The organism is Streptomyces sp. NPDC031132 (genome assembly GCF_055570595.1).
This window is the reverse complement of record NZ_JBVIGX010000001.1, coordinates 352,535-367,670: the sequence shown is the minus strand read 5'-3', so window position 1 is coordinate 367,670 and position 15,136 is coordinate 352,535. Positions and strand designations below refer to the sequence as shown.

At 72.6% G+C, this 15,136-nt stretch carries 9 protein-coding genes; 5 read left to right on the top strand and 4 right to left on the bottom strand.

Translation table 11 applies throughout. The annotated features are described in order from the left end of the window. Positions 1-107: 107 nt before the first annotated feature. Both ACZ49B_RS01670 and ACZ49B_RS01665 read right to left on the bottom strand, forming a co-directional pair. Positions 108-788, bottom strand: a complete 681-nt coding sequence (locus ACZ49B_RS01670; protein ID WP_468299407.1) for a hypothetical protein — start codon at positions 786-788, stop codon at positions 108-110. A 165-nt stretch (positions 789-953) separates the two neighbouring features. Further along, positions 954-2,501 (bottom strand): MFS transporter, encoded by a 1,548-nt coding sequence (locus ACZ49B_RS01665; RefSeq protein ID WP_468299405.1) that lies wholly within the window; start codon positions 2,499-2,501, stop codon positions 954-956. Between the two features lie 157 nt (positions 2,502-2,658). Here ACZ49B_RS01665 and ACZ49B_RS01660 point away from each other — a divergent pair, with 157 nt between their 5' ends. Continuing rightward, positions 2,659-3,663 carry an Lrp/AsnC family transcriptional regulator gene (locus tag ACZ49B_RS01660; protein ID WP_468299403.1) on the top strand — a complete coding sequence of 335 codons (1,005 nt, stop codon included), beginning with the start codon at positions 2,659-2,661 and terminating at the stop codon, positions 3,661-3,663. A gap of 19 nt (positions 3,664-3,682) precedes the next feature. On the opposite strand, the gene glgP is transcribed toward ACZ49B_RS01660, so the two are convergent. After that, positions 3,683-6,337 (bottom strand): alpha-glucan family phosphorylase, encoded by a 2,655-nt coding sequence (gene glgP / locus ACZ49B_RS01655; protein ID WP_468299849.1) that lies wholly within the window; start codon positions 6,335-6,337, stop codon positions 3,683-3,685. Positions 6,338-7,088: 751 nt separating this feature from the next. Between glgP and ACZ49B_RS01650 the strand changes: the two genes are divergently transcribed. From ACZ49B_RS01650 to glgB, 4 genes are all read left to right on the top strand, one after another. Continuing rightward, complete coding sequence (locus ACZ49B_RS01650) at positions 7,089-9,083, top strand: alpha-1,4-glucan--maltose-1-phosphate maltosyltransferase (RefSeq protein ID WP_468299401.1); 1,995 nt, start codon at positions 7,089-7,091, stop codon at positions 9,081-9,083. Continuing rightward, positions 9,080-10,774, top strand: a complete 1,695-nt coding sequence (gene treS / locus ACZ49B_RS01645; protein WP_468299399.1) for a maltose alpha-D-glucosyltransferase — start codon at positions 9,080-9,082, stop codon at positions 10,772-10,774. Before ACZ49B_RS01650 ends, treS begins: the two co-directional genes overlap by 4 nt. 153 nt (positions 10,775-10,927) lie before the next feature. Beyond that, a complete protein-coding gene (locus tag ACZ49B_RS01640) occupies positions 10,928-12,451 on the top strand; it encodes a maltokinase N-terminal cap-like domain-containing protein (protein ID WP_468299397.1) in 1,524 nt (507 codons plus the stop codon). After that, a complete protein-coding gene (gene glgB / locus ACZ49B_RS01635; protein WP_468299395.1) occupies positions 12,448-14,775 on the top strand; it encodes a 1,4-alpha-glucan branching enzyme in 2,328 nt (775 codons plus the stop codon). Before ACZ49B_RS01640 ends, glgB begins: the two co-directional genes overlap by 4 nt. Here glgB and ACZ49B_RS01630 read toward each other — a convergent pair. Further along, the gene (locus ACZ49B_RS01630; protein WP_468299393.1) at positions 14,765-15,121 is read right to left on the bottom strand and encodes a thioredoxin family protein; all 357 of its coding nucleotides are present in this window, start codon (positions 15,119-15,121) and stop codon (positions 14,765-14,767) included. The two genes, glgB and ACZ49B_RS01630, sit on opposite strands and share 11 nt — an antisense overlap. Positions 15,122-15,136: the final 15 nt, after the last annotated feature.

Below are 15,136 nucleotides of genomic sequence, written 5' to 3'. Positions count from 1 at the left end.
CCCTTCGGGGCAGGTGAAGCGAAGCGGCTGACCCCATGAAAACGCGGGGCCGCCCGGGAGAGACCCTCCCGGGCGGCCCTGTTCCATGTGCTCAGCGGGTCCGAAGGTCAGCCGATGCCCTTGAAGATGAAGTCGAACAGGTCGTGCTCCCCGTGGTGCTTGCGACCCTCCTCGTGCCGGCCCTCGCCCTTCCCGTGCTCCTTCCCCTCCTCCTGCCCGTGCTCCTGCCCCTCGTCCCGCGCGTGCTCCTGCCCCTCGTCCTGCCCGTGCTCCTGCGCGTCGTCCCGCGCGTGCTCCTGCCCCTCGTCCTGGCCGTGCTCCTGCTCCTGGCCGTGCTCCTGGTCCTGCCCCTGCTCGCGCTTCTGCTCCGGGTCGTCCATCGGCGTGCGGTGCGCGCGGAAGTCGTCACCGTCGTTGCGGTAGTCGTCGCGGAAGTCGTCACGGCCGTGGACCGGCACGAAAGTCGCCGAGAGGACGGATACGTTGTGCACCGTGTCGCCCGGCTGCAGCTCGCGCTCCACCCGGCCGTTGCAACCGCGGTTCGGGTACAACACGGCCCGCGACTCGGTGTCGTTGTGCACCGCCGTCGCGGGGTGGCTGCGCGAGGTGTCCGTCAGCTCGTAGCAGGTGTCGTTGTCCGACGGGCGGATCTGCGAGCGCCCGTCGTTGTCGATGATGTATTCCAGCCGGCCGAGGTCGTCGTTGCCGCCGGCCATCGACGGGCCGGCGGTGGGCAGGACAAGGGCGAGGGCACCGAGGAGCGCTGCGGCGGTGGGGCGAAGACGCATGAGGAGGCAGTCCGTTCTGTGGGCAATGAATGCCGGTCCGGTGGCATCCAGCGGGCAGCGTAGGAGCGGGCCCCCATGCCGAAACGATTCGGCATGCGCAGCGCGTTCGAGGGTTCACCCGCTCGGATCGGCAGCCTGCGCCCGTACGGTCCCACCCCGCACCTCTTAGGCGGACGCGCGTTCGGACTCCGGAGCGGCCGCACCGGCCGGACCCGCCGGAGCCGGTACCGGAGCCGGAGCCGGGACGGGCGCCGGGGCCTGCCTCGCCGTGCGGACCAGGACGAGCACGAGCAGCGCGCCGGCCAGCCCCATCAGCCCCGAGACGAGGAACGTCCCCCGCAGCCCGCTCGCGAAGGCCTCCTCCACCCAGACCCGGGCGGCCGGACCGGCGGCCAGCAGCTCCCCGGCCCGGCCGGAGGCCAGCGCCTCGGCGGTGCCCGGCGCTTGGCCGGAGCCGCCGAGCCCGTCCTTCAGCCCGGCCTGGAAGACCGCGCCGAGCACCGCGATGCCGAGCGCCATGCCCAGCTGCCGCGCGGTGTTCAGGGCCCCGCCCGCCATGCCCGCCCGGGCCGGGGCCACGGCCCCCATCGCGGCGGCCGCCAGCGCCGGGGTCGCCATGCCCACGCCGAGGCCGGTCACCACCAGACCCGGGACCAGGGCCTGCCAGCCGTCCCCGGCGTCCGTCATCCAGGCCTGGAGCAGGGCGCCCGCACCGATCAGCAGCAGCCCGCCGCCGATGGTCAGCCGCGCCGGGGCCCCGTGCAGCAGCCGCCCGGCCACCGCCGAGACGGCGAACGCGGCGAGGCTCAGCGGCACCAGCACCAGGCCGGCGGAGACCGGGCCCATCCCCTCGGCGGACTGCAGCCACAGGGAGACGTACATCAGGTAGGAGAAAGCGGCGCCGGACAGCAGCAGCGCCCCGGCCATGACGCCGACGAAGGTGCGGCTGCGGAACAGCGAGAGGTCCAGCATCGGGCGGGAACTGCGCAGTTCGACCAGGACGAAGGCGGCGAAGGCGGCCGCACCGAGGCCGAACAGGCCGAGGGTGGCGCCACCGGTCCAGCCGTTCTCGCCGACCCGGATCAAGGCGTACGTGACGGCAGCCGCGCCGGTGGTGAAGGCGGCCATGCCGGGCAGGTCGAGCCCCTTGGCGCGCGGATCGCGGGACTCGGCGACCGCGCGCAGGGTCACGTACACGGCCAGGGCGCAGACCGGGAGGTTGATGAAGAAGATCCAACGCCAGCCGAAGTGCTCGGTCAGCAGCCCGCCGATGATCGGTCCGGCCGCGGCGGCGGCGCCGTTGACCGCGCCCCAGACGCCGAAGGCGATCCCGCGGTCGCGCCCCTGGTAGGCGCCGCTGAGCAGGGCCATGGTGGTGGCGAACATCGCGGCGCCGCCGATGCCCTGGACGGCGCGGAAGGCGATCAGCGCGGCCGGTCCGGTGGCCAGCCCGCAGGCGAGGGAGGCGGCGGCGAAGAGCCCGAGCCCGCCGAGGTACACGCGGCGGCGGCCGATCCGGTCGGCGAGGGAGCCGGCGCCGAGCAGCAGGGCGGCGAGGGCCAGGGCGTAGACGTCCATGACCCACTGGAGTGCGGAGAAGGAAGTGTGCATGTCGGCGGTCATGTCGGGCAGGGCGACCATCACGATCGTGACGTCGACCAGGAGCATGAACGCCCCGAGGCACACCGCGGTCAGCGGGAGCCATTTACGCATGTGGGTTCTCCTCGGGACCCGAAGGCCCGGCAGTGCCGGGCAGGGCCGGCAGGGGGTTGGCGGTGGCTCCAAAATCTCAGCCGCACGGCCGATCCCCCATCCACACGCCCCCGGCTGCCGGATTTCACCTGTCACGGCCCCTGTCATGATGGATTCCATGACCGCACCCGTAGAGCTGGACGCCCTCGACAAGGGGCTGATGCAGGCCCTGATGCTCGACGGCCGGGCTCCCTTCAGCCGGATCGCCGAGGTGCTCGAGGTCTCCGACCAGACGGTGGTGCGCCGCTACCGGCGGCTGCGGACCTCGGGCCTGATCCGGGTGGTCGGGCTGCCGCTGGGCAGCCGCGTCGGGCTGTTCGAGTCCTGGCTGCGGGTGCAGTGCACGCCCGACGCCGCGCTCGCGGTGGCCGGGGCGCTGGCCCGGCGGCCGGACATCTCCTGGGTGAAACTCGGCTCCGCCGGTACCGAGATCAGCTGTCTGACCAAGGCCCGCACCCGGCAGGACCGCGACGGCCTGCTGCTGGAGAAGCTCCCGCGCACCCGCCGGGTGACCGGGGTCAGCGCCCAGACCGTCCTACGGGTGCACACCCGGGGCTCGACGCGGTGGTGTGGCCTGGACACCCTGCGGCCCGGGCAGGTCGCGGCGCTGACACGGACCCCCGTGGTGCCCGGGCAGGAGCGGTACGCCCTGGACGAGGCCGAGCTCGCGCTGCTGGCGGTGCTCGCCCAGGACGGCCGGGCGGGCTATCCCGAGCTGGCCCGCGCCTCCGGCCTGTCGGAGTCCACCGCGCGCCGCCGACTGGACCGGCTGCGGGAGCTGCGGGCGCTCCACTTCGACCTGGAGCTCGTCCCGTCGACCCTGGGCTTCGAGGCGGAGGCGACGCTGATGCTGACCGCGGAGCCGGCCCGGCTGGCGGAGGCGGGCGCCGCGCTCGCCGGCCACCCGGAGGTGCCGTTCGCGGCCGCGGTGACCGGCACGGCGAACCTCATGGCCACGGTGGTGTGCCGGGACACCGACGCGCTGTACACGTACATGACCGAGCGGATCGGCTCGGTGCCCGGCATCCGGCACGTGGAGGTGATCCCGACCCTGCGCAACATCAAGCGGGCCGGGATGCTGGTGGAGGGCGGGCGGCTGGTGGACCCGCCGCCCGCCCCCTGAACAGGCCTTCTCCGAAGGCCTAGCGCAGCACCACGCCGCTTCCCGCGCCCGTGTCACCGGCCGCGTCGGCCTCCACCGGGGCCGCGACCAGCCCCAGTTCGGCCGGCGTCGCCAGCAGCGGGTGCGCGGGCAGGATGCGCACGGTGTAGCCGTAGGGCCCCGTGCGGTCGAGGGCGAGCGGGCCCTCGTACATCCAGCGTCCCTCCAGGTCGGGCCCGGCGGCCGGCTTGAGCGGGAAGGTCCGCCCGTCGCGGATCACGTCGTGCGGGTCCACCCGGCCGGCCACGGCTTGCACCTCCACGTCCTCGGGGGTGAGTGCGTCCAGCGCCACCCGTACCCGCAGCGTGAGGGTGGCCCCGAGTTCGGCGGTGCCGTTCACGGGAGCCGCGGCCAGCGCCTCCACGTGCTCGACGGCGACCCGCGGCCAGGCCGCCCGGACCCGGCCCTTCCACCAGGCCAGGTCCCTTGCCGCGTCCGGGTTCAGGGCCCGGTGGGCGCGCGCGGCCGGCACGTACAGCCGCTCCACGTACTCCCGCACCATGCGCCCCGCGAGCACCTTGGGGCCCAGCGAGACGAGGGTGCGCCGGACCATCTCGATCCACCGCACCGGCAGTCCGACGCGGCCCGCCCGGTCGTAGAACCGCGGCGCGACCCGGCCCTCGATCAACTCGTAGAGGGCATTGGCCTCCAGGTCGTCGCGCCGGTCCTCGTCCGTCCCGAGCCCGTCGGCCGTCGGGATGGCCCAGCCGAAGTCCGGCTCGAACCACTCGTCCCACCAGCCGTCCAGCACGGACAGGTTGAGGCAGCCGTTGAGCGCCGCCTTCATCCCGCTCGTCCCACAGGCCTCCAGCGGGCGCAGCGGGTTGTTCAGCCAGACGTCGCAGCCCGGGTAGAGCTTCTGTGCCATGGCCATGCCGTAGTCGGGCAGGAACACGATCCGGTGGCGCACCCGCGGGTCGTCCGCGAACCGCACCAGTTCCTGCACCAGCCGCTTGCCCCCGTCGTCGGCCGGGTGCGCCTTGCCCGCGACGACGATCTGCACGGGCCGTTCGGGGTCGAGCAGCAGCTTGCGCAGCCGCTCGGGGTCGCGCAGCATCAGCGTGAGCCGCTTGTACGAGGGCACGCGCCGGGCGAACCCGATGGTGAGCACGTCCGGGTCGAGTACGGAGTCCACCCAGCCGAGTTCGGCCTCGGCGGCCCCGCGCTGGAGCCAGGAGGCCCGCAGCCGGTCGCGCACCTCCTGCACCAGCTGCTCGCGCAGCCCGCGCCGCAGGTCCCAGATGTCCTGGTCGGCGATGTCGGCGACCGCGTCCCAGCGCTGGGAGCCGCCCACCGACAGGGCGTCCTCGGTCCGCCCGGCGCCGATCTGGCGGACTCCGAGGCGGACGACCTCGGGGGCCACCCAGGTCGGGGCGTGCACGCCGTTGGTCACCGAGGTGATGGGCACGTCGGCCGGGTCGAAGCCCGGCCACAGCCCGGCGAACATGCCCCGGCTGACCGCCCCGTGCAGGGTCGAGACCCCGTTGGCGCGCTGGGCCAGGCGCAGCCCCATCACCGCCATGTTGAACACCCCGGGGTCGCCGCCGGGATAGGACTCGGCGCCCAGTTCGAGGATCCGGTCGACCGGCAGGGCGGCCAGCTCCGCGCCGGGCCCGAAGTGCCGGGCGACCAGGGCCCGCTCGAAGCGGTCGATGCCGGCGGGGACCGGCGTGTGCGTGGTGAACACGGTCCCGGCGCGCACCGCCTCGACGGCGGCGTCGAAGCCGAGCCCCTGCTCCCCTTCCAGTTCCCTTATGCGTTCGAGCCCGAGGAACCCGGCGTGCCCCTCGTTCGTGTGGAACACCTCGGGGTCGGGGTGCCCGGCGATCCGGCAGTACGTGCGCACCGCGCGCACGCCTCCGATGCCGAGCAGCATCTCCTGGAGGAGGCGGTGGTCGCTGCCGCCGCCGTAGAGCCGGTCGGTCACCTCGCGGGCGCCGGCGTCGTTGTCCTCGACGTCGGAGTCCAGGAGCAGCAGCGGCACCCGGCCGACGCGGGCCTGCCAGATGTGCGCGTGCAGGGCCCGGCCGCCCGGCAGGCTCAGGGACACCCGGGCCGGTGCCCCGTCGGTGTCCCGCAGCAGGGACACGGGGAGCTCGTTGGGGTCGAGGACGGGGTAGTGCTCCTGCTGCCAGCCGTCCCGGGAGAGGGACTGGCGGAAGTACCCGTGGCGGTACAGCAGTCCCACGCCGATCAGCGGGACGCCGAGGTCGCTGGCGGCCTTGAGGTGGTCCCCGGCGAGGATCCCGAGCCCGCCGGAGTACTGCGGCAGGGCGGCGGTGATACCGAACTCGGGGGAGAAGTAGGCGATCCCGGCGGGCAGCTCGGGGCCGTTCTCATGGCTCTGGTACCACCTCCCGCCGTGGACGTAGTCGTCGAGGTCGGCGGCGACGACGGCGAGCCGGCGCAGGAACCGCCGGTCGCCGGCCAGTTCCTCGAGCCGGGGGGCGGAGACTGCGCCGAGCAGCCGGACGGGGTCGCCGCCGGCGGCCTGCCAGCCCTCGGGGTCGACGGATTGGAAGAGTTCACGGGTCTCGGCATGCCACGACCAGCGCAGATTGCGCGCGAGGTCGGCGAGCGGCAGCAATGGTTCCGGGAGAACGGGGCGCACGGTGAATCGACGGATAGCCTTCACACGTTCTACCTTCGCAGGCGATTGCGGATCGAAGCGGCCGCACCACGCTGTGCGTCCGCGCATCACCCCGGGAAGGCTAGCTTCCCTGCGCCCCGCCCTGCCACGGTGCCTCGCCCGCCCGTACGCCGCCGCCCCGGGCACCGGGAGCCGTCCGTCCGGTCCGGCTCACCGAGAAGGGTGACGGGGCCCGCGGTGTGCAGGACCCCCTTACGAGTGGGACGCGACGGGAAGGTTCCGGCAAAAAAGGCGCTGTGAATTCAGGACGTTCCGGCCGCCGGAAGCGCATGCGGAATCCACGGAAACGGCGCCCGTGATCCCTCCTCCGGGGATCGCCGTCACTACGGACATCACGCCCAAACCGCCCCAGACCCTCCGTCACGGATGGTGCCTGTGGTGCCGGTGGGACGGAGGTGTCACGACGTACCTCCGTTAGTCGTGGCCGACTTGACTGAGCCTCGGCGGATGTCGGCCAGGAGCTTGGTCTGGGCCGCGCCACTACGTACGAGTAGTTAACCAAGAGCACTGATTGGGCGGGGCGAGAGTGGGCAGGGCTCCCCGCGTACACGCACGGCACCCCCGCCCTACCACCTCTCCCGCCACCCGAGTGAACGCGGACAGGAGCGGCCATGCCCGCAGCCCAGCCGTCTTCTGAGCGGCTAGAAACAGAGCGAACAGAGCGTGCACGACCAGCCGGTGCTCCGGCTGGGCTGTTGTCACCGAGCCCTGCGAACTGCCCCCAGGTGAGCCCATCATGATCGGTCGCATTCCCGTGCTGGACGTCCGCCCCGCCGTCGACTGCGGGGCCAGACCCGCCAAGGCGGTCGTGGACGAGGTCTTCCAGATCTCCGCCACCGTGTTCCGCGAGGGCCACGACGCCGTCGCCGCCCATGTCGTACTCCGCGACCCGAGCGGGCGGCTGCGGCCCCCCGTCCCGATGCGCGAGCTGGCGCCCGGCACCGACCGGTGGGGGGCGCGGGTCTCCGCCGAGGTCGAGGGGAGGTGGACGTACACCGTCGAGGCCTGGAGCGACCCCATCGGCACCTGGCAGGCCCACGCCGCCATCAAGATCCCCGCGGGGATCGACACCGGGCTCACCCTGCTCGAGGGCGCGGAGCTCTACGAGCGGGCCGGCTCCAGGATCCCCAAGAAGGACGGGCGCGAGCACGTGCTGGCCGCCGCCGACGCGATGCGCGACGAGGACCGCGCGGTGTCGCTGCGGTACTCCGCCGCCCTCGCGCCCCCGGTGCAGGCCGCGCTCGCCCGGCGCCCGTACCGGGAGCTGGTCTCCGCCTCCAAGGCCCTGCCGCTGGTCGTGGAGCGCAAGCGGGCCCTCTTCGGCTCCTGGTACGAGATGTTCCCGCGCTCCGAGGGGGCCGTCGTCGAGCCCGGCGAGCAGCCCGTGAGCGGCACGTTCCGCACCGCCGCCGACCGGCTGCCGGCCATCGCCGCGATGGGGTTCGACGTGGTGTACCTGCCACCGATCCACCCCATTGGGAGTACGTACCGCAAGGGGCCGAACAACACCCTTTCGGCCGGAAGTTGGGACCCCGGGGTGCCGTGGGCCATCGGGTCCACCGAGGGCGGCCACGACGCGGTCCACCCCGAGCTCGGCACGATCGAGGACTTCGACGCCTTCGTCGCTCGCGCCCGCGAGCTGCGCATGGAGATCGCGCTCGACTTCGCGCTCCAGTGCTCCCCGGACCACCCCTGGGTGGAGAAGCACCCCGAGTGGTTCCGCCACCGGGCCGACGGGACGATCGCGTACGCGGAGAACCCGCCGAAGAAGTACCAGGACATCTACCCGATCCACTTCGACACCGACATGGCCGGGATCGTCGAGGAGACGGTCCGGATCCTGCGGTACTGGATGGACCACGGCGTCCGCATCTTCCGGGTGGACAATCCGCACACGAAGCCGGTCGTCTTCTGGCAGAAGGTGATCGCGGACATCAACAAGTCCGACCCCGACGTGATCTTCCTGGCGGAGGCCTTCACCCGGCCCGCCATGATGCGCGCACTCGCCGCGATCGGCTTCCAGCAGTCGTACACCTACTTCACCTGGCGCAACACCAAGGCGGAGCTGACCGAGTACCTGACCGAGCTCGCGGACACCCGCTCCGCCGCCGTCATGCGGCCGAACTTCTTCGTCAACACGCCCGACATCCTCCACGAGTACCTGCAAAGGGGCGGTCGTCCGGCCTTCGAGGTGCGCGCCGTCCTGGCCGCCACCCTCTCCCCCACCTGGGGCGTCTACGCCGGCTACGAGCTGTGCGAGAACGCCCCGGTCCGGGAGGGCAGCGAGGAGTACCTGAACTCCGAGAAGTACGAGTTCCGGCCGCGCGACTGGGCGGCCGCGGACCGCGAGGGCCGCACCATCGCCCCGCTGATCACCGCCCTGAACCGGATGCGCCGCCGCAACCCGGCGCTGCAGCAGCTGCGCGACATCCATTTCCACACGACCGACAACGACCAGGTGATCGCCTATTCGAAGCATGCCGGCGCCAATTCCGTACTGGTGGTCGTCAACCTCGATCCGCACCACACCCAGGAGGCGACGGTCTCGTTGGACATGCCGGTACTCGGCCTCGACTGGCACGGGTCCCTCGCGGTGCGCGACGAGCTCACCGGCGAGACCTACCACTGGGGCAGGGCCAACTACGTGCGCTTGGAACCGGGCCGCACGCCCGCGCACGTGCTGGCGGCTCTGCGACCGTCCCCGCCCACCGGAGGGTCACCCACCACATGATGATCAACGATCCCGTCCACGACACGTTCGAGGACACCCCCGCGAAGGACCGCGACCCCGACTGGTTCAAGCGGGCGGTCTTCTACGAGGTGCTCGTACGGTCCTTCCACGACAGCAACGGCGACGGCGTAGGGGACCTGAAGGGGCTCACCGCCAAGCTCGACTACCTCCAGTGGCTGGGCGTCGACTGCCTCTGGCTGCCGCCGTTCTTCGCCTCGCCGCTCCGCGACGGGGGCTACGACGTGGCCGACTACACCTCGGTGCTCCCCGAGTTCGGCGACCTCGCCGACTTCGTGGAGTTCGTGGACGCCGCGCACCAGCGCGGCATGCGGGTGATCATCGACTTCGTCATGAACCACACGAGCGACCAGCACGAGTGGTTCCAGCAGTCCCGCAAGGACCCGGACGGGCCCTACGGCGACTACTACATGTGGGCCGACAACGACAAGCAGTACCAGGACGCCCGCATCATCTTCATCGACACCGAGACCTCGAACTGGACGTACGACCCGGTCCGCAAGCAGTACTACTGGCACCGGTTCTTCTCGCACCAGCCCGACCTCAACTACGAGAACCCGGCCGTGGTGGAGGAGATCGTCTCCGCCCTCCGCTTCTGGCTGGACCTCGGGATCGACGGGTTCAGACTCGACGCGGTGCCCTACCTGTACGCGGAGGAGGGCACCAACTGCGAGAACCTGCCGCGCACCCACCAGCTCCTCAAGCGGGTCCGCGCCGAGATCGACGCGCACTACCCCGACACCGTGCTGCTCGCCGAGGCCAACCAGTGGCCCGAGGACGTCGTCGACTACTTCGGCGACTTCGCGAAGGGCGGGGACGAATGCCACATGGCCTTCCACTTCCCCGTCATGCCGCGCATCTTCATGGCCGTACGAAGAGAGTCGCGCTACCCCGTCTCCGAAATCCTGGCCAAGACCCCGGCGATCCCGGACCGCTGCCAGTGGGGCATCTTCCTGCGCAACCACGACGAGCTCACCCTCGAGATGGTCACGGACGAAGAGCGCGACTACATGTACGCCGAGTACGCCAAGGACCCGCGGATGCGGGCCAACATCGGCATCCGGCGCCGGCTCGCCCCGCTCCTCGACAACGACCGCAACCAGATGGAGCTGTTCACGGCCCTGCTGCTGTCGCTGCCCGGTTCGCCGGTTCTCTACTACGGCGACGAGATCGGCATGGGCGACAACATCTGGCTCGGCGACCGCGACGGCGTCCGCACGCCGATGCAGTGGACCCCGGACCGCAACGCCGGTTTCTCCTCCTGCGATCCGGGCAGGCTCAACCTGCCGGTCATCATGGACCCGGTCTACGGGTACCAGGTCACCAACGTCGAGGCCGCGATGGCATCGCCCTCGTCACTGCTGCACTGGACCCGCAGGCTCATCGAGGTCCGCAAGGCGAACCCGGCCTTCGGCCTCGGCTCGTACACCGAACTGCCCTCGTCCAACCCGGCGGTGCTCGCGTTCCTGCGCGAGTACGGGGACGACCTGGTGCTGTGCGTGCACAACTTCTCGCGCTTCGCGCAGCCCACCGAGCTGGATCTGCGGTCGTTCAACGGGCGGGTCCCGGTGGAGCTCACGGGTGACGTGCGCTTCCCGCCGATCGGCGAGTGGCCGTACCTGCTCACGCTCGCGGGGCACGGCTTCTACTGGTACCGCCTGCTGGGCGAGTAGCCGCCGGGTACGGGGTGGGCGACGCGAATGGGTCAATCGCCCGCCCCTGTACGGATCATCCTGACCCGACACTCGTACACCACCGGAGAAGCACTGACGCGATCCGGGACACTCTCCGCATTCTGTGACGGCCCGGGGAAAGGACGCGACGCCATGTCGGAGGCTGCATCCGCCGGGACGACGAGCACGACCGGACTCAGTCCGCTGGAGCCGATGCTGCGGGACTGGCTGCCGGTCCAGCGCTGGTTCGCCGGCAAGGGCCGGCGCATCGGCCGGCTCCGGATGATCTCGGCGGCCGATCTGCTGCCGCCGGGGTCCTCCCCCAGGCTGGTCCACCTGCTCCTCGACGTCGACGGCGACTGCTACCAACTGCTGCTCGGCGTCCGCGCCGCGCTGCCGCCGGCCCTGGCGCCCGCCCTGATCGGGCGCGCCGAGCAGGGCCCGTACGCCGGCCAGTACGTGTACGAGGGGCTGGGCGACCCGCGGCTGGCGGCCCTGCTGCTGGAACGATTGCGCGCCCCCGGCACCCTCGGCCCGCTGCGGTTCGACCGTGACCCGATGGCGCTGATCCCGGCGGCGCTCACCCCCCGGCCGCTGTCCGGGGAACAGACCAACTCCTCGATGATCTACGGGGATTCACACATCCTGAAGGTGTTCCGCCGGGTCGGCCCCGGGGTCAACCCGGACCTGGAGCTGCCTCGGGCGCTGGCTGCCGCCGGATGCTCCCGCGTGCCCGCTCCGGTCGCCTGGTACGAGGCCGAGCTGCCCGGTGCGGAGCCGCTGACCCTGGGCGTGCTCCAGCCCTATCTGCGCGGCTCCGACGACGGCTGGCAGCTCGCGCTGCGCCGGCTCGGCGCCGGGGCCGACTTCACCGCCGAGGCGCATGCGCTGGGCCGGGCCACCGCCGAGGTGCACAGTGCGCTCGCCGCCGCCCTGCCCACCGTCGCGCTGGGCCCGGAGCAGACCGCCCGCCTCGCCTCCGGAATGACGGCCCGGCTGGCGGCCACCGCCCGCGAGGTGCCCGCGCTGCGGCCCTACGAGGCGGGGCTGCGCGGGGCGTTCGACGCGCTGGCCGCCTCCCGCGGGGCCGGGGTGCCCGCCCAGCGGATCCACGGGGACCTGCACCTGGGCCAGACGCTGCGGACCGCCGACGGCAGCTGGGCGCTGATCGACTTCGAGGGCGAGCCGGCCCGGCCGCTGGCCGACCGCCGCCGCCCCGAACCCGCCGTCCGCGACATCGCCGGGATACTGCGCTCGTTCGACTACGCGGCCCGCTCCCACCGCCCCTTCGCCCCCGCCTGGGCGGACGCCTGCCGGGCCGCCTTCTGCGAGGGCTACGCCCGCACCACCGGCCGCGACCCGCGTGAGGACCCCGTCCTGCTGCGCGCGTACGAGACCGACAAGGCGGTGTACGAGGCGCGTTACGAGTCCCGGCACCGCCCCGACTGGCTGCACGTCCCCATGGCCGCGATCCGGCGGCTCGCCTCCGGCGCGGACCGGGGATTCGGCCGGGCGCTGCCGGGCCCCGGGTCCACGGCCCGCCCGGGGCAGTCCCACCGGCCCGGCCCCGGTACCGCCGCGGGACCCGGCCCGGGCGCCGGGCCCGGCCCCGGCGAAGGCTTCTCCTCCCTCTCCCCCCACCCCCGCCCGCAGCCGCCTAGGAGGCCGCACACGTGAGCCCCGCCCGTCAGTCACCGTCCACCACCCCGCCGGCCGCGGCCCCGGCCAAGGCTCCGGCTCCGGCCGCCGCTCAGGGCCGCGGAACGCCGGCCGCGGCCGCGCCGCGCAAGGCCCAGCCACCGCGCGCCCGGCGGGCGCCCGCGCACGGGGTACGGCCGGCGCCCGCGCTCGGCGCCGAGGAACGGGCCCGGCTGCTGGAGGGCCGCCACCACGACCCGCACGGCGTGCTGGGCGCCCGGACCCGGCGGGACGGGGTCGTCTTCCGCGTGCTGCGCCCGTACGCCAAGTCGGTCACGGTCGTCGCCAAGGGGCTGCGGGCCGAGCTCCTCGACGACGGCGACGGGCTGTTCTCGGGCCTGCTGCCGCTGACCGGCGTGCCGGACTACCGGCTGCTGGTCACGTACGACGGCGACGAGCTCGAGGTGCACGACCCGTACCGGTTCCTGCCCGCGGTCGGCGAGCTGGACCTGCACCTGATCGGCGAGGGCCGGCACGAGGAGCTGTGGACGGCGCTCGGGGCCCGCCCGATGGAGCACCAGGGCGTGGCCGGCACCCGGTTCACGGTGTGGGCGCCGAACGCCCAGGGGGTGCGGGTCACCGGAGACTTCTCGTACTGGGACTCGGTCGCGTACCCGATGCGCTCGCTGGGCGCCTCCGGGGTGTGGGAGCTGTTCCTGCCGGGGGTGGGCGAGGGCACGCTCTACAAGTACGACATCACCCGCCCGGACGGCAGCCACACCCTGCGCGCCGACCCGATGGCCCGGCACACGGAGGTCCCGCCGGCCACCGCCTCGGTGGTCACCGCGTCCCGGTACGAGTGGCAGGACGCCGAGTGGATGGCGCAGCGCGGGGCCCGCCCCACGCACCAGGCGCCGTTCTCGGTGTACGAGCTGCACCTGGCCTCCTGGCGGCCGGGGCTCTCGTACCGGCAGCTGGCCGAGCAGCTCCCGCCGTACGTGAAGGAGCTCGGCTTCACGCACGTGGAGTTCATGCCGGTCGCCGAGCACCCCTTCGGCGGCTCGTGGGGCTACCAGGTCACCGGGTTCTACGCGCCGACGTCGAGAATGGGCAGCCCGGACGACTTCCGGATGCTGGTGGACGCGCTGCACCGGGCGGGGATCGGGGTGATCGTCGACTGGGTGCCCGCGCACTTCCCGCGCGACGAGTGGGCGCTCGCGGAGTTCGACGGGCGGCCGCTGTACGAGCACCACGACCCGCGGCGGGCCGCGCACCCGGACTGGGGGACGCTGGAGTTCGACTACGGCCGCAAGGAGGTCCGCAACTTCCTGGTCGCGAACGCCGTGTACTGGTGCCAGGAGTTCCACGTGGACGGGCTGCGGGTGGACGCGGTCGCCTCGATGCTCTACCTGGACTACTCGCGGGGCGAGGGCGAGTGGGCGCCGAACGAGCACGGCGGCCGGGAGAACTGGGACGCGGTGGCGCTGCTCCAGGAGATGAACGCGACGGTGTACCGGCGCTGTCCGGGCGTGGTGACGATCGCGGAGGAGTCCACGGCCTGGGAGGGCGTGACCCGGCCGACGGACGGGGGCGGGCTCGGCTTCGGGCTGAAGTGGAACATGGGCTGGATGCACGACACCCTGCGGTACGCGACGAAGGATCCGGTGCACCGCAAGTACCACCACCACGACATGACGTTCGGGATGATCTACGCGTACAGCGAGAACTACGTGCTGCCGATCTCGCACGACGAGGTGGTGCACGGCAAGGGCTCGCTGGTGTCGAAGATCCCCGGGGACTGGTGGCAGCAGCGGGCCATACACCGTGCGTACCTGGGCTTCATGTGGGCCCACCCGGGCAAGCAACTGCTGTTCATGGGACAGGAGTTCGCCCAGGGCTCGGAGTGGTCGGAGTCGCACGGGCCGGACTGGTGGCTGCTGGACTCCTCGTACTCGGCGGCCGGCGACCACCGGGGCGTACGCGACCTCGTGCGCGACCTGAACCACACGTACGCGGCGGCGCCCGCGCTGTGGGAGCGGGACACGGTGCCGGAGGGCTTCGCCTGGGTGGAGGCGGACGCGGCGGAGGACAACGTCTTCGCCTTCCTGCGGTACGCGCAGGACGGCTCGCCGCTGCTGTGCGTGTCGAACTTCTCGCCGGTGGTGCGGCACGGCTACCGGATCGGCGTCCCGGAGGAGGTGCCGGGGTGGCGGGAGGTCCTGAACACGGACCTGGAGCAGTACGGCGGCAGCGGCGTACGGCATCTGCAGCCGCTGCGGCCCGAGCCCGTGCCCGCGCAGGGCCGTCCGGTGAGCCTGCGCATGACCCTCCCGCCGCTGGCGACGGTCTGGCTCAGGCCCTGACGCCGGCGCCCCCGGTCACCTCCTCGAGTTCCTGGAGCAGCTTGCGCTTGGCGCGTGCGCCGACCATCTGCTTGACGGGCTCGCCGTCGCGGAAGACGAGCAGGGTCGGCATGGACAGCACCCCGTACCGGACGACGGTCGCGGGGTTGCCGTCCGCGTCGATCTGCACGACCTTGAGGCGGTCGACCTCCTCGGCCGCGACGGCGGACAGCACGGGCGCGAGTTGCCGGCAGGGGCCGCACCAGTCCGCGGTGAACTCCACGAGGACAGCCCGGCCCCGCTCGGCGAGGACCTCCGCCTCGAAGTCCCGGTCGGTCACTTCGGCGACACCCTTGGCGTGGATCATCTCTTCCCTTCCCCT

Coding starts and splice junctions, on each gene's coding strand:
- ACZ49B_RS01670 (WP_468299407.1), bottom strand. CDS start 788: ATGCGTCTTCGCCCCACCGCCGCAGCGCTCCTCGGTGCCCTCGCCCTT.
- ACZ49B_RS01665 (WP_468299405.1), bottom strand. CDS start 2,501: ATGCGTAAATGGCTCCCGCTGACCGCGGTGTGCCTCGGGGCGTTCATG.
- ACZ49B_RS01660 (WP_468299403.1), top strand. CDS start 2,659: ATGACCGCACCCGTAGAGCTGGACGCCCTCGACAAGGGGCTGATGCAG.
- ACZ49B_RS01650 (WP_468299401.1), top strand. CDS start 7,089: ATGATCGGTCGCATTCCCGTGCTGGACGTCCGCCCCGCCGTCGACTGC.
- treS (WP_468299399.1), top strand. CDS start 9,080: ATGATGATCAACGATCCCGTCCACGACACGTTCGAGGACACCCCCGCG.
- ACZ49B_RS01640 (WP_468299397.1), top strand. CDS start 10,928: ATGTCGGAGGCTGCATCCGCCGGGACGACGAGCACGACCGGACTCAGT.
- ACZ49B_RS01630 (WP_468299393.1), bottom strand. CDS start 15,121: ATGATCCACGCCAAGGGTGTCGCCGAAGTGACCGACCGGGACTTCGAG.